Here is a 13,282-nt window from a genome sequence, read left to right on the forward strand (position 1 = left end):
TTTAATACTTATGCTCCTCTATTATCATTTTAATAAATTTAACAATCCCAAAAATCAAAGATAATACAATAAATGCTGTTAAAATATCATAAATTCTTTCAGGATATTTTGCGCTTTCTGGAATATCTGGACTTTGGATGATAACAAGTTGTTTTATTTTTCTTAAAGCTTCTATTCTAGCGCTTTCATAAGCTTTTAAAGCTGCTTCATAAGCTTTTTGCGCAAAAGTAGCTTCTATAGTTAAATCCTGAAATTTAGCAGCCAAATCATTAAGCTTTTGAGAAGAATTGTTAGCTGAAATTTTAGATTTTTCCCTTAAAAGTTGTTTTTTAATCGCTTCAATTTCTGCTTTAAGTGCTACTACTTCAGGTGCTGCATCATTCATATAGCTTTGTAAAGTTAAAAGTTTAGCTTCTTTTTGAGCTAAATTAGCCTCAATTTGCGCAACCAAACTCGCTTTGGCTTCAGCTTGCTTTAAAGGATCAAAAACTCCATATTTATTTTGAAAAGCAATCAAATCATTTTGCGCTTTTTGATAACGTTCTTTGTATTTTTGCACTTCATTTTCAGCAAAAGCCATTTGTTCTCTGGCTGCTTTATGAGAGATTTCATTGATAAATTTTTCGCTTTCTTGCATAATAGTTTGAGCAATCAAATGAGCTGATTTAGGCGTAAAACCTTCTACTTCTACCTGCAAAAGCTTAGTGGTTTCATCTACATAAAGTTTTACGCGATTTTGATAATATTTCAAATAAGACTCTTTGGAACTTGAATCCCAAATTTTAAAAAGTAAATCTACATGTTGTTCTTGATAAAGACTTTTAAGTTTGATTTTTTCATCCAAAATCTTTAACATATCACTTGATTCTATATAACCTTTTAGATAATTTAAATCTTCACTTGCTGTAGAAGTACTACTAAGCAAAGACAAGATTCCACTTGTTTGAGTGCTTTCTCCACTTGTTGATCTAACATCTAAAATCATCGTGCTTACATATCTTGGTGCTGCAATCAATGTATAATAAATCACAACAAAAATCATTATAAACCAAACAATTTTAAAAGAATCAAATATACTTAAATCTTTGATTTTTTCTAATAAAGTTTTATTTTCTTCCATTAAACTTTTCCTTGATATACAGCTATTCCTTCATCTACATCATCATAAACCGTAATTTGTCCATTTTTCATATAAATTATTTTATCACACCATTCTTTAATTTCAGCTACATTATGAGATACCATAATCACTTTTGATTTGCTTAATCTTTCTCTATATAATTTCACACTTTTTTCCCTAAAAGCAGGATCTCCAACAGCTCCTGCCTCATCAATTAAATAATAATCAAAATCAAAGGCCATACTAAGTCCAAAAGCTATCCTAGCACTCATTCCCGAAGAATAAGTCTTCATAGGCTCATCAAAAAATTTCCCAAGCTCTGCAAAATCTTCTACGAATTTTACTTTTTCTTGAAGTTCTTTACCCTTATATCCATACACTCTAGCTACAAATTTAGCATTATCTCTAGCGGTTAAAGAACCTTGAAAAGCTCCATTTAAACCCAAAGGCCAAGATAATTTTTTATTAGTAATTATCTTACCACTATCAGGAAGCTCTGCTCCGCTTAAAAGTCTCATGAGGGTGGACTTACCTGCACCATTACCCCCCATCAATCCTATACTACAATTTTCAGGAAATTCAAAAGTAAAATTTTTAAAAACATAATGCCTCCCACCACTAAATAAAGGATAAGATTTTGTTAGATTGATTAACTTTATCATTCTTTTTTTGCTGCCGTTAAAGCTTGTCTGTTATAGTAATAGATAAAAAGTCCTATAAACAAAACAAACAAAATCCAAAATGTAGCATAAAAATAACTATATTCATCTTGCAAAGGATAATTCTCAAAGAAATTAAATCTTAAAAGTTCAAAAATATGAAGCAAGGGATTATAATATAGCATATCAAGTAAAGGGCGAGGGGTTAACCAAGTAGGGAGTATAATACCTGAAGTCCAATAAAACACTATGCTAAAATAAGCTAATAAAGTTCTTAAAGGTTCTACAAAATGCCAAACAATAGCAAAACAAATCCCCAAAGCAAAAGCTGAGCACATAAGTAAAAAAATGCAAAATAGAACCCCAAGCAAATGAATAGGAAATACATCAAATCTAAAAAACCATCCTGCAAAAAAAAGCACAGTGATAAAAATCACAAAATAAATACAAAATTCAAGCAAAGTTCTAGCAATAAATACATGTATAGGCTTTACAGGTTTATAAGCAAAAAGAGCCAAATTTGCCTGAGTACCATTCATAAGTTGAGTTACTATACTTCTAAACATAAAAAAAGGCATAATACCTGAAATTAAAAACATAAAAATAGAAATTCCTTCAGGCATAACTTGATGATGATATTCTCTTATAATGGTAACAATTACTGTGATGGCAAGTGTTATTGACATTGGTTCTCCAACTACCCAAAGATAACCCAAATGCCTATTAGCACCAAATCTAGTTTTTAACTCTCTAAAAAATAAAGCGTGAATTACATTGAACATTTATTTTCTATACCTAATAATTTACATAAACTATAATCATAACTCATTTTTTTAAACAAAATCATAAAAATTTATTTTTTACAAAACTCAAGCTTTTTACTAAGTCCTAAAGCATTGTTAGTAAATTTAAGCCAAAAAAGCTCTAAAGCATAAATTTTTGCACTTTTATCAAGTTTAGCAAAGGGAAATTTAGAAAAATAAATTTTTATTTGCTCCTTGTTTGCGATTTTAAACTTGGCCTTAGCTTGCACACCTTTTAAAAAGGCTATTTTACTTTCTTTGGCTATATTAAGTGCTATACTTGAATTTTCACTAGCTAATCTTATATGCTTAGTATCTTCATGAGAAGCGATAATAAAAGCTAAATTTTTCTCATCAAAAACATAAAAAGCACTAGCTGTATAAACACCTTTTTCATCAATCATAGCCCAAGATAAAAGCTGCTCATTTTTTATAAATTCTAAAATTCTTTCATCCATATTATAAAAATTATACTAAAATATTTTTAAAAATAACCGATTATAATTTTATAAACTATAAATATAAGGGGAAGAAATGCAAATTGATGCTAGCAAAAACCAAAGTTTTTCGATGGATTATACAACAAAAAGTGGCAAACACTTAGCCTTATCTATGTATGATAATCAAAGTGTAAGTTATGCAAATAATGAAGAAGGTAAAACTCTTAATCTTAAGCGTCAGTATGGCTTTAGCTTTACTTTTGAAGGCTCTAAGCTCACACAAAATGATCTTGATGAGATTAAAAATGCTATGAAAGAAGTTGAACCTATGATCAAAGACTTTTTAGCAAATTCTAAAGTCGGAGAGTTAAAGCCAAAAGAAATTATAGAATCAGCTATGCAAATGGCAAATGTTCTACCAACACCAAATGATGAAAACCATCAAAATGCTATTATGAATAATTTTACAAATAAACTCAGTGATTTACTAAAACAAAATCAAACAGATGATAAAGATATCAATGCTTCTATGCTTGAAGATAGCAAAAAACTTCTTGATGAAGTTTTAGAACAAATGAAAAAACAACTTGAAAAACAACAAGAAAAAGCCAAGGAAAATCAAGATAAGACAGATGATAGTTTAAATCTTTACGCTTAAATCATATAATATTAAAAATTATCAAGGAGTTTTTAAATGACAAATATCGAAATTTTAGAAAATATGCTCAAACTCCAACAAAAACTCAACGATGAAACCAATGGCTTAAATTGGGAAAATGGCTATACCAAAGAAGGAAAACTGATCAGTTGGAGACGCTGTATTTATATGGAATGTGCAGAACTTATAGACTCTTTTACATGGAAACATTGGAAAAACATTTCAAGTCCAACAAATTGGGAAAATGTACGCATAGAGATTGTCGATATTTGGCATTTTATCTTAAGTCTTTTACTTGAAGAATATCGCAATAAAAATGGAAATGATTTTAAAATTATAGCCAATGAAGTGATTTCAGTAAGTGTATTTCAGGATTTTTGCAAAGAAGAAGAGCATCCTAATGAGAGTGATATTTATAGTATTTTAAATGATATAGAGCTTATTATCCATAAATGCAGTGGCTTTGGATTTAATCTTGGAGAATTGCTTTCAACCTATTTTACCCTAGCTATTAAATGCGGGCTTAATCTTGAAATTCTTTATAAAACCTACATAGGTAAAAATGTTTTAAATATTTTTAGACAAAACCATGGCTACAAAGATGGTAACTATAAAAAAACTTGGAATGGTAAAGAAGACAATGAAGTTTTAGCTCAAATTTTAGAACAAGAGCTTGATTTTGATGCTATTTATAAAAAACTAGAAGAATGCTACAAAAAGGCATAATTTGGATATTTTAAAACTTGCGATCAAAGATTTTTTAAGTCTTAAATTTTTAAAATTTGCCTTAATTCCTTTGATTTTTAGCCTTATATTTATGCTTTTTTTAGGAGCACTTGGCTTTTCGGCTTTGCTGGATTATTTTAATTCTTTATTTAGTGTTGGAGAAGATTCGTTTTGGGCGTGGTTTTATGCCCTTCATTTTGTACAAATTTTAATCACCATTATAAGTTTTTTATTTTCAGGTTTTATTGTTGTTTTTGCTTCGGTTTTTTTAGCCCTTTTTATCACTTCTTTTCTTACCCCTTTTATTGCTAAAGAAATCAACCAAAAATATTACCATTATAATAATACAAATGAAGTTTCAACCCCAAAAGTCATCTTTGAAAGTTTTAAAATTTTTATTAAATTTGGGATATTTTTTATACTTTGCACCTTGGCTTTATTCTTACCCTTTATCAACCTTTTCATCTATTATCTTGTGTTTTATTATCTCTTTCACAAACTTTTAATGCTTGATATTACTAGCACGATTTTAGATAAAGAAAGTTTTAAAAATTTTCATTCTGATTTTTCACCTTTAGAGTTTAAATTTAGCACTCTTTGTTTTTATCTACTCTCATCAGTGCCACTTTTAGGACTTTTTTTGCAAGTGTTTTTTGTGATTTTTCTCACACATTTAGCCTATCAAAGAATTTTAAAATTAAAAGCTAAGGCTTGAAATATCGATTTTGTGATTATACAAATAAGCTCTTAAAAGTCTTGGAATTTTAGCTATTCTGCACTCTTCTTTGAAATTTTTGGGTAATTTTTGACAAGTTTCATACTCAAAAACAATAGCTTGTTCGTTTTTATACACAAGTGCTATTTTGCCACCTAAAACACAATCACCTTTTAAAAGCTCCTTTCTTTGCGCTGCACTTAAAAGCAAGCCTTTCATTTTTACCGCTCTAGCAATCAAACTTTCATTTTTAGAGCAAATAAGAAGCCCTTGAACTTCTTTGATATTTTCAAAATCATAAAGTTTTTTCCTATCTTTACTAAGATAAGAAAAACTTCTTTTTAAACCCTGATGAAATTCACTCACAAAGGCATTAGAGAAATTTTTTCTTATATAATTTCTAAAATATTTTTCATTTTCATTACTCTCATCATGAAAATGAAAAATATCTTTTTCTTTTAAAAAAGATGAAATTTCATCTTTACTTATAAAGAGTAAAGGGCGTAAAAGTGTATAATTTGAGCGTTTTTCATACTCTTGCATACCTAAAATTTCAGCCAAACCTGCGCCTCGTGAAAGTTGCATCAAAAACCATTCAAACTGATCGTTTAAATGATGGGCTAAGATAAGATGATCATAATCTTGCTCAAGACAAATTTTTTCAAAAAAATCATAGCGAAAATCTCTGGCTTTTTTTTCAAAATTATTTTGAAATTTAGGAGCGTGTTTTATAAAAATTTTTTTATGAAATTTTAAAGCAAGTTCTTTAGCTTTTAACTCTTCTAAATCACTATTTTTTCTAGTTTTGTAATTTATCATCACAAGATCAAAGTCGATCTTTTCTCGCATTAAAAGATAAAAAAGTGCACTAGAATCACTTCCATAAGAAAAAGCGAGTAAATTTTTACCCCTTTTTAAAAGGGATAAAATTTCATCTTTAATTTGCATCTACTTTTCTTAAAGCCTTAGCAAGGAGCTTTTTATCAAGGTTTTGTAAAATTTCACATTCATAAATTTGCCCCATTTCTAAATTTCCACATTCGCTTTCATTGATAAGAATTTCCCCATCAATCTCTCTATCCCATCTTAAATCTTTAGCTGCGATGAAAAACTCTCCCTCGCTACTTTCTCCCGTGCAAACTACTAAACGCTTTTGCCCTACTTCTTTTTCAAAACTTTTTTCTATGACTTCATCAACAATTTTTTCTATGATTTTAAGCCTTTTATTGATCACTTTAAAAGGCACTTGCTCCATATCAAAAGCGGCCGTATCTTCTTCCTTGGAATACGCAAAAACGCTCACTCTATCAAAACCAAAGTCTTTAACAAATTCACAAAGCTCTTCAAAATCCGCTTCGCTCTCACCTGGATGCCCTACGATAAAGCCTGTGCGTAAAAAGCTATTTGGCGCACTTTTCATTAAATTTAGCATTTCTTTAAGTCTTGTGCTATTTGCCCCACGCTTCATGATTTTAAGCATATTATCACTTATGTGCTGCAAAGGCATATCAAAATAATTTACAAAAATTTCAGAAGCTATAATGCGTTTGATCAAAGCTTCGCTCGCACTCGTAGGATAAAGATATAAAATTCTAGCTGCTCTTATGCCTTTGATTTTTTCCACCTCATCAATTAAGCGTATAAGCCCATCTTTTTTACCCTTATCAAACAAATAAGAACTCGTATCTTGTGCGATAAAAGAAAAGTCCTTATAACCTCTAGCTACCAAATCTTTAAGCTCAGCTATAATACTACTTATTTCGCGAGATTTTAACTTACCTTTAAAACTTGGGATGGCGCAAAAAGAACATTTTTGATTACAACCTTCGGCGATTTTTATAAAAGCATGGGAATTTGAACCTGTAATAATGCGTTTGGAATTTTCACTCTGCAAATAAGTCGAATTTGAAAATAAATTTGTTTTTTTAAGTATCATTTCATCGACTCTTTCATAATCACCCACACCTGTGAAAAGATCAACCTCAGGAAGTTCTTTCATAAGTTCTTCGCGGTAACGCTGCATCAAACAACCCGTAACCACCAAAAGAGAATCTTTTTTTCTTTGTTCGTGCAAATCCAAAATCGCATTAATGCTTTCTTTTTTTGCACTATCGATAAAACCACAGGTATTTACGATTAAAACATCAGCATTGTTTGGTTCATCGCAAAGCTCATAAGCACTAAGGCGTCCTAGCATGATCTCGCTATCGACTAAATTTTTATTACAACCTAAAGACATAAGATAAAGTTTTGGCATTTTTTTCCTATATTAAAGTTTTCTTTTGATATAATTTTTGATTTTAAAAATATAATTATAGCAAAGAAATTTTATGGATAATTACGAATTTAGCGAACTTTTAAAAACTTTAAAAAACAAAGTCGGCAACATAGCCTCCATCATCAAGCCTGAAAATATCAAAACAAGGCTTAAAGAAATCGAAGAGCTTGAAAATTCTCCTTCTTTTTGGAGTGATGTCAAACAAGCAGGAATCATAGGCAAAGAAAAAACCAAAATCACCAATCTGCTTAAAAACTATGAAAATGCTTTTAATGCCCTAAATGACGCAAGTGAACTTTTCGATCTAGCCAATAGCGAAAACGATACAGAAACGCTTGAAGCTTTATTTAATGACGCATCAAAACTTGAAGATACTATCACAAGTCTTGAAATTTCCATGCTTTTAAGCGGAGAAAATGATGGTAAAAATGCCATTGTTTCCATTCATCCTGGTGCAGGCGGAACAGAAAGTAATGACTGGGCAAGCATACTTTATAGAATGTATTTAAGATTTTGCGAAAGAGAAGGTTTTAAAGTCGAAACTCTAGACTTTCAAGAAGGCGAAGAAGCAGGGCTTAAAGATGTGAGCTTTTTAGTTAAAGGCGAAAATGCTTATGGTTATTTAAAGGCTGAAAATGGCATCCATCGTTTGGTAAGAACTTCTCCTTTTGATAGTGCAGGACGCCGTCATACAAGCTTTTCAAGTGTTATGGTAAGCCCTGAACTTGATGATGATATAGAAATTGAAATCGAAGAAAAAGACATAAGAATAGATTATTACAGAGCAAGCGGTGCAGGCGGACAACATGTCAATAAAACAGAATCAGCTGTAAGAATCACACATTTTCCAACCGGCATAGTTGTACAATGCCAAAATGACAGAAGTCAGCACAAAAACAAAGCCACTGCTTTTAAAATGCTAAAATCTCGCCTTTATGAACTTGAACTCATGAAACAACAAGATAGTGCTAATGCTGGAGAAAAAAGCGAGATAGGTTGGGGGCATCAAATCCGCTCTTATGTGCTTTTCCCTTATCAGCAAGTCAAAGACAATCGCAGCGGAGAAGCTTTTTCTCAAGTGGATAATATCCTTGATGGAGATATTAAGAAAATGATAGAAGGCGTTTTGATTGCTTTGAAAACGGAGTAGCAGGCTTAAAAATAAGTAATTTCTGCAAAATGTCGGTATAAAAAAATTAGAAAGATAGCGGGATTTTCCAGCTTGTTTTATTATCTTGCATAAAACCTAAGAGCATCATTCACAGAACAATAAACTCTTTTCTTAAAATCTTTATCGCAATAAACACTCACAACTTTATAGTCTTTTTATCGTTTGGATTTAATAAGAAAACATAGTTTGAGTATGGAATTTTATCTATTTCTAAATCACGCTTCATTTCTTTAATTTTGCCTTCTGGATTGTTAATATCACTAATTGTTCTGACTGAAGTATAATCATAAAGTTTATGATTTGGATATTTTTTCATAATCTCTTGATTACCTAAATCAAACATAGCTTGATCGTTGCCATTGTTTTTTTACTCGACTAAATCGCCATCGCCACAACCTATAATCAAAGTCATAGCTCCTAAAGCCAAAGCACTTGTTAAAATCTTTTTCATTATTTTTGCTCCTAGTTTTAAAATTAAATTAATATAACTATACCTAAATTTAAAATTTAAATATCATTTTTGCAATAAATTCTAAAGTAAAAATCACGTAAAAATTTAACTCATAATTATTTCACTCAAACAAATTTTTATGCAAAATTTCTTCTAAAACCACAGTAGCATAAGAGCCTTTTTGCAAGAAAAACTCTATACAAAAATGAGCTTTTTCTTCATCATAACGCCATTTTAACTCTTCTAAATATCCCCACATAAAGCGTCTTGAACCTTGCATTTTAGCCTTAAACTCCAAAGCATCTTTAAAAATTTCATTTTCTAAATTTAAGGCCAAACCTTCTCCTGTTTCATAAGCCTTAGCACCGATTAAAAGCCCCATGGCGCTTATATCTCTTGCCTTAAAACGCCCAAGCTCAGCACTTAAATCCTCGCATAAAAAACACTTTCCAAAAGGATAATGCCCTAAAACCTCGCCTTTTAAAAGCTTAAAAAATTGTTCTTGTTTTTTAAGTTCCTTAGCTTCTTCTTTAGAAATTTTATAAATTTGGATCAATTCTTTTTCGCTAAAATCATTTGCAAAATGTGATAACTCCACTCTTTTACTCAAATAGCGATTAAAAAGCTCGCTTTGAAAAGCTGAAATTAAAAACTCTTTCATTTTTACATTTTTCATCTTTTTGCCACGCAAAATTTCAAGCCCTTCTTTATAATTATCCCCAAATTTTCCAAAACGCTGATAGCCAAAATAATTCGCAAAACCTTGTTTATCCAAATTCATCAAAGCTTGTTCTAGTTTTAAGGCATCGCTTGGTAAAACTTTTTTTAAGCGTATGAAAAAAGAATTTCCTTTTAAATGCCCTATTCTTAGCTTGTTTTCGTGGGTAAAAATTTCTAAAATTTTAAGTTTAGGATGAGAAAAATTTGACAAAAAACTCTCAAATTTTTTAGGCATAGAAAGGTATTGAAAGGTTGATCCTTGCTTGTCTTTAAGCCCTGCATAACCAAAATCTCTTATTTTAACCCCGCTTGCTTCACTTAAAATTTTTAAAGCTTCATTTGTGGTTAAATCTTTTTTATTGATATGCAAAATAAGATGCTCGCCCTTGCCGCTAAATTCATACAAAGGCCTTTCACGCACTACAAAATCATCGCTATTTTTACTAAAATACGCATTAATAGGACTGTGTTTTAAACTATACAAAGGCTTAAAAATGGTGTTCTCTTCCGCTAAATTCATATTTTCCTTTCACTGCTTTTCCAAAGATATTTAATTTCACGCCGTGTTTTTTGGCTATTGTTTCTATATTTTGCCGTTCTTTTTCATCAAAAGCAAATAAAATTTCATATTCTTCTCCGCTATAAAGCGTATAATCATCAAGTTTTTTAAACCAAGAAATACCGCATTTATTTAAGACTAAAAGTCTTGATAAATCCTTACTTAAACCATCTGAAATATCCATAGCACAAGAAATTAAAGGTGCGATTTCATAAAAAAAACTAGCTCTTAATTTTGGCTTTATAAATACATGGTTTGGTTTTAAAGTACCCCCATTTTGTAAAATTTCAAGCCCTTTTAAACTTCGCCCTAATTTTCCTGTATAAGCAAGTAAATGTCCTTTTTTTAAACCTTTTCTAAAAACGGCTTTATCGTTAATCTTTGAAATGATAGTAAGACTAATGTCTATTTTATCATTGCTTATAGTATCGCCGCCTATGATTTTTATATTAAATTTCCTAGCTGTTTTTAAAAAACCTTTTTGCAAAGCTTTGATCTCATTTTCGCTTAAATTTTTTGGTAAAGCAAGTCCTAAAAGTGCGTATTTTGGTACAGCATTCATCACAATGGCATCTGAGATATTAACAAGCATTGCTTTTGTAGCGATTTGCTCTAAGCTAAGCCACTCTCTTTTAAAATGCACATTTTCAAAAAACAAATCCTTGCTAAAACACCAATCATTGATAATAGCTCCATCATCGCCATTTTTTTCATTTAAAAAAGCTTTGATAATAAAATCTTCTTTGTTCATAATGCGTGATTTTATAAAATTTCCTTTTAAATTCTAGTGAATTTTAGAAAAATTTTATATAATATAGAAATATTTAAGGAAAAACCATGAAAAAATTAGAATTAAGAATTTTTAGATTTGATAAAACCAAGGATTATGAGGCTTATTATAAACCTTATATTTATGATAATTATGAAAATTTTGCAAGCTTTTATGATCTGCTTTTGCAAGTTCAAGATGATGATATTTATTTTGATTTTGATAAAGATGAAGATACTTACATAGTTGTAAATAAGCAAATCATACCACTTTTTACACCTTTAGAAAAAATAGCAAAAGAATTTGATTTTAATCTTTGCATCGAGCCTTTAAGTACAAAAAGAGCTATTAAAGATCTTATCATTGATAAAAATGATTTTTTAGACAAATACAAATATCTTGAAAAATTTGGCGATGAAGAGGATAAAAAGCTTTATGCAAAATATGATTATTTATATTATGCAAGTGAAATTTTAGACTATCTTCCTGAATATATGGGCGATGGAGTGTTTTATTTGGCTTCAAAAATGATAGAAAAATATCCTGAAAAAAAGATAGAAATTTTAAAAACTCTAGCAGATAAAGAAAAGGGTATTTTTTATCACCTTGAAAGCAAAAATGAAATTTTAGAAACAACGATTAAAAACCTACAAAATGAAATTTTAAATTTAGGATTTTTTGATAAAAATATTTTACACTTTGATTTACCTAAAACCAATGCTTTTGATAATGAGATCAAAGAACTTAAGGAAATTAAACATAATTTTAAAGATTTCAATATAGCTTTTTATGGTTTTAATGCTTGCGATACTTTAAAATCCAAACTTGAGGCTAAATTTATTTCCTATGAAAACAGTACAAAAAATAATGGCTTTACTTTGCTGAATTTAAATCCTACACTAAGCTATAAAATGGCTGCAGATATTGTTTTGGACGCTTATGATAGCGGGGCTGATTTTATGGTAGTAAAAGAAGAAAAGGATTTTTATCTTTTTGATACTTGTGCTAAAAAACTTATGCAAACAAGCAAAAGAGATTTTGAAGACTTTTATATTTTAAGTCGTTTTGAGTTTTTAGCCCTTATCCAAGGCATACAAGCTCCATCATTAAAAAATCACACTTTAAAGGTTAATTTGATATGAAAATCTCTTTAGAATGTAAAGATCTCATCATAGAAAAAACTTTAGAACTTTTTTTAAAAGATCATTTGGTAATGAAAAAAGATTGTGATTTTATCATTAGTGATGAAAAAATTCACACCGCAAAACCCTTATTTATCATCTCTAAGAACTCTCCATTTTTAAGCGTGCCATTTAGCAAAGAAGCCTTGTTTGAGTCTTTAAATGAATTTGACAATGCCTTAAAAGCAGCAGCTTTGCAACTTGCGCTTGAACAAAAAAGACTGCTTGAAGAAAAAATTGAAGCTATTGCTTTGGAATTTAAAAAAGATTATGAAAATAAAATCGATCTTGCCATAAAAGATCTTAAAAACAAACTCGTAAAAGCACTTAATGATGAATGATGAATTTATAAGCGTTAAAGACTTTTTTAATCACAATGAAAAAAGAAAAAAATTTCTTCAAAAACAAGAAATTACTTCTCCTAAAGAAAAAATAAAAAAAATCAAAGAAACAAAGCTTTATACAAATATAGAAAGTGGTAAATACAAAGGAAAAAAACTACTTTTACCTAGTCTTACAACAACAAGAAGCACTAAAAGTATAGTAAAAAGTTGTGTTTTTAATGTAATAAGGGAAGATTTAAGAGATAAAATTTTCATTGAAGCCTTTGGCGGAAGTGCTTTGATGGCGGCCGAAGCACTAAGCAATTATGCTTTAAAAGCTTATGCTATAGAACTTGATGTAAAAGCCTATAAAATTGCTTTAGAAAATGCTAAAAACATAGATCCAAATTTAGAAGTGATCCACGCAAATACTTTTGAAATTTTACCCCAACTCATAGAAAATTCAAAAAATGAAATCATCTTATATCTTGACCCGCCTTTTGATATCAGAGAAGGTTTTAGCGATATTTATGAAAAAATTTATCATTTTTTAGAAAATTTAGATTTAAAGACTTTAAATTTAATCATTTTTGAACACCACTCAACCATAAAAACTCCCGAAAAAATCCAAAATTTTCAAAAAATTAAAGAAAAGAAATTTGGATCAACTAGCTTAAGCTTTTACACTTCTTAACTTACTTGGAACACT

General features: G+C 29.8%; 15 protein-coding genes and 1 pseudogene. 7 read left to right on the forward strand and 9 right to left on the reverse strand.

The window, feature by feature from the left end; genetic code table 11:
• Nucleotide 1: 1 nt before the first annotated feature.
• The 4 genes from AJ932_RS07505 to AJ932_RS07520 all read right to left on the reverse strand — a co-directional run bounded on the left by AJ932_RS07505 (nucleotide 2) and on the right by AJ932_RS07520 (nucleotide 3,040).
• On the reverse strand, nucleotides 2-1,120 hold the full coding sequence (locus tag AJ932_RS07505; protein WP_070278666.1) for a capsule biosynthesis protein: 1,119 nt from the start codon (nucleotides 1,118-1,120) through the stop codon (nucleotides 2-4).
• Nucleotides 1,120-1,782 (reverse strand): ABC transporter ATP-binding protein, encoded by a 663-nt coding sequence (locus tag AJ932_RS07510; protein WP_070246284.1) that lies wholly within the window; start codon nucleotides 1,780-1,782, stop codon nucleotides 1,120-1,122. Before AJ932_RS07510 ends, AJ932_RS07505 begins: the two co-directional genes overlap by 1 nt.
• Nucleotides 1,779-2,561 (reverse strand): ABC transporter permease, encoded by a 783-nt coding sequence (locus tag AJ932_RS07515; RefSeq protein WP_070278668.1) that lies wholly within the window; start codon nucleotides 2,559-2,561, stop codon nucleotides 1,779-1,781. Before AJ932_RS07515 ends, AJ932_RS07510 begins: the two co-directional genes overlap by 4 nt.
• 71 nt (nucleotides 2,562-2,632) lie before the next feature.
• Nucleotides 2,633-3,040, reverse strand: a complete 408-nt coding sequence (locus AJ932_RS07520) for a hypothetical protein (RefSeq protein ID WP_070278670.1) — start codon at nucleotides 3,038-3,040, stop codon at nucleotides 2,633-2,635.
• A 76-nt stretch (nucleotides 3,041-3,116) separates the two neighbouring features.
• On the opposite strand from AJ932_RS07520, the gene ciaI reads away from it, so the two are divergent.
• The 3 genes from ciaI to AJ932_RS07535 are packed head-to-tail and all read left to right on the forward strand — an operon-like array spanning nucleotide 3,117 to nucleotide 5,121.
• A complete protein-coding gene (ciaI, locus tag AJ932_RS07525) occupies nucleotides 3,117-3,680 on the forward strand; it encodes an intracellular survival protein CiaI (protein WP_002826203.1) in 564 nt (187 codons plus the stop codon).
• Nucleotides 3,681-3,716: 36 nt separating this feature from the next.
• Entirely contained in the window at nucleotides 3,717-4,406 is a 690-nt protein-coding gene (locus AJ932_RS07530) for a dUTP diphosphatase (RefSeq protein WP_070278671.1), read from the forward strand.
• A 1-nt stretch (nucleotide 4,407) separates the two neighbouring features.
• Nucleotides 4,408-5,121, forward strand: a complete 714-nt coding sequence (locus AJ932_RS07535) for an EI24 domain-containing protein (RefSeq protein ID WP_070278672.1) — start codon at nucleotides 4,408-4,410, stop codon at nucleotides 5,119-5,121.
• Here the strand turns inward: AJ932_RS07535 and tilS are convergent.
• Together tilS and rimO are read right to left on the reverse strand one after the other, a co-directional pair.
• Nucleotides 5,104-6,069, reverse strand: coding sequence for a tRNA lysidine(34) synthetase TilS (gene tilS / locus AJ932_RS07540; protein ID WP_070278673.1), 966 nt, complete (start codon nucleotides 6,067-6,069; stop codon nucleotides 5,104-5,106). The two genes, AJ932_RS07535 and tilS, sit on opposite strands and share 18 nt — an antisense overlap.
• Nucleotides 6,059-7,378, reverse strand: coding sequence for a 30S ribosomal protein S12 methylthiotransferase RimO (rimO, locus tag AJ932_RS07545; protein ID WP_070278674.1), 1,320 nt, complete (start codon nucleotides 7,376-7,378; stop codon nucleotides 6,059-6,061). The genes tilS and rimO overlap by 11 nt, the downstream gene beginning before the upstream one ends.
• 73 nt (nucleotides 7,379-7,451) lie before the next feature.
• On the opposite strand from rimO, the gene prfB reads away from it, so the two are divergent.
• A complete protein-coding gene (gene prfB / locus AJ932_RS07550) occupies nucleotides 7,452-8,549 on the forward strand; it encodes a peptide chain release factor 2 (RefSeq protein ID WP_070278675.1) in 1,098 nt (365 codons plus the stop codon).
• Between the two features lie 157 nt (nucleotides 8,550-8,706).
• On the opposite strand, the pseudogene AJ932_RS07555 reads toward prfB, so the two are convergent.
• The 3 genes and pseudogenes from AJ932_RS07555 to AJ932_RS07565 all read right to left on the reverse strand — a co-directional run bounded on the left by AJ932_RS07555 (nucleotide 8,707) and on the right by AJ932_RS07565 (nucleotide 11,051).
• A pseudogene (locus AJ932_RS07555) lies at nucleotides 8,707-9,021 on the reverse strand (hypothetical protein).
• Nucleotides 9,022-9,142: 121 nt separating this feature from the next.
• The gene (gene truD / locus AJ932_RS07560; protein WP_070278677.1) at nucleotides 9,143-10,261 is read right to left on the reverse strand and encodes a tRNA pseudouridine(13) synthase TruD; all 1,119 of its coding nucleotides are present in this window, start codon (nucleotides 10,259-10,261) and stop codon (nucleotides 9,143-9,145) included.
• Nucleotides 10,230-11,051 carry a thiamine-phosphate kinase gene (locus AJ932_RS07565; RefSeq protein ID WP_070278678.1) on the reverse strand — a complete coding sequence of 274 codons (822 nt, stop codon included), beginning with the start codon at nucleotides 11,049-11,051 and terminating at the stop codon, nucleotides 10,230-10,232. The genes truD and AJ932_RS07565 overlap by 32 nt, the downstream gene beginning before the upstream one ends.
• A gap of 86 nt (nucleotides 11,052-11,137) precedes the next feature.
• Here AJ932_RS07565 and AJ932_RS07570 point away from each other — a divergent pair, with 86 nt between their 5' ends.
• Genes AJ932_RS07570 through rsmD form a run of 3 tightly spaced genes read left to right on the forward strand, consistent with a single transcriptional unit; the run spans nucleotide 11,138 to nucleotide 13,267 of the window.
• Complete coding sequence (locus tag AJ932_RS07570; protein ID WP_070278680.1) at nucleotides 11,138-12,211, forward strand: DUF5644 domain-containing protein; 1,074 nt, start codon at nucleotides 11,138-11,140, stop codon at nucleotides 12,209-12,211.
• On the forward strand, nucleotides 12,208-12,591 hold the full coding sequence (locus tag AJ932_RS07575; protein ID WP_070278682.1) for an ornithine carbamoyltransferase: 384 nt from the start codon (nucleotides 12,208-12,210) through the stop codon (nucleotides 12,589-12,591). The genes AJ932_RS07570 and AJ932_RS07575 overlap by 4 nt, the downstream gene beginning before the upstream one ends.
• Nucleotides 12,584-13,267 carry a 16S rRNA (guanine(966)-N(2))-methyltransferase RsmD gene (rsmD, locus tag AJ932_RS07580; protein WP_002932292.1) on the forward strand — a complete coding sequence of 228 codons (684 nt, stop codon included), beginning with the start codon at nucleotides 12,584-12,586 and terminating at the stop codon, nucleotides 13,265-13,267. The genes AJ932_RS07575 and rsmD overlap by 8 nt, the downstream gene beginning before the upstream one ends.
• Nucleotides 13,268-13,282 lie beyond the last annotated feature (15 nt).

Origin of the sequence: Campylobacter sp. BCW_6873, assembly GCF_001762365.1 — a bacterium.
In the GTDB taxonomy this organism is placed as follows: Bacteria; Campylobacterota; Campylobacteria; order Campylobacterales; family Campylobacteraceae; genus Campylobacter_D; species Campylobacter_D jejuni.

What these genes read in the sequence shown, in the direction of transcription:
- AJ932_RS07530 (WP_070278671.1), top strand. Translation starts at nt 3,717, where the DNA reads ATGACAAATATCGAAATTTTAGAAAATATGCTCAAACTCCAACAAAAA.
- truD (WP_070278677.1), bottom strand. Translation starts at nt 10,261, where the DNA reads ATGAATTTAGCGGAAGAGAACACCATTTTTAAGCCTTTGTATAGTTTA.
- rimO (WP_070278674.1), bottom strand. Translation starts at nt 7,378, where the DNA reads ATGCCAAAACTTTATCTTATGTCTTTAGGTTGTAATAAAAATTTAGTC.
- rsmD (WP_002932292.1), top strand. Translation starts at nt 12,584, where the DNA reads ATGAATGATGAATTTATAAGCGTTAAAGACTTTTTTAATCACAATGAA.
- prfB (WP_070278675.1), top strand. Translation starts at nt 7,452, where the DNA reads ATGGATAATTACGAATTTAGCGAACTTTTAAAAACTTTAAAAAACAAA.
- ciaI (WP_002826203.1), top strand. Translation starts at nt 3,117, where the DNA reads ATGCAAATTGATGCTAGCAAAAACCAAAGTTTTTCGATGGATTATACA.
- AJ932_RS07505 (WP_070278666.1), bottom strand. Translation starts at nt 1,120, where the DNA reads ATGGAAGAAAATAAAACTTTATTAGAAAAAATCAAAGATTTAAGTATA.
- tilS (WP_070278673.1), bottom strand. Translation starts at nt 6,069, where the DNA reads ATGCAAATTAAAGATGAAATTTTATCCCTTTTAAAAAGGGGTAAAAAT.
- AJ932_RS07510 (WP_070246284.1), bottom strand. Translation starts at nt 1,782, where the DNA reads ATGATAAAGTTAATCAATCTAACAAAATCTTATCCTTTATTTAGTGGT.
- AJ932_RS07515 (WP_070278668.1), bottom strand. Translation starts at nt 2,561, where the DNA reads ATGTTCAATGTAATTCACGCTTTATTTTTTAGAGAGTTAAAAACTAGA.
- AJ932_RS07575 (WP_070278682.1), top strand. Translation starts at nt 12,208, where the DNA reads ATGAAAATCTCTTTAGAATGTAAAGATCTCATCATAGAAAAAACTTTA.
- AJ932_RS07520 (WP_070278670.1), bottom strand. Translation starts at nt 3,040, where the DNA reads ATGGATGAAAGAATTTTAGAATTTATAAAAAATGAGCAGCTTTTATCT.
- AJ932_RS07565 (WP_070278678.1), bottom strand. Translation starts at nt 11,051, where the DNA reads ATGAACAAAGAAGATTTTATTATCAAAGCTTTTTTAAATGAAAAAAAT.
- AJ932_RS07570 (WP_070278680.1), top strand. Translation starts at nt 11,138, where the DNA reads ATGAAAAAATTAGAATTAAGAATTTTTAGATTTGATAAAACCAAGGAT.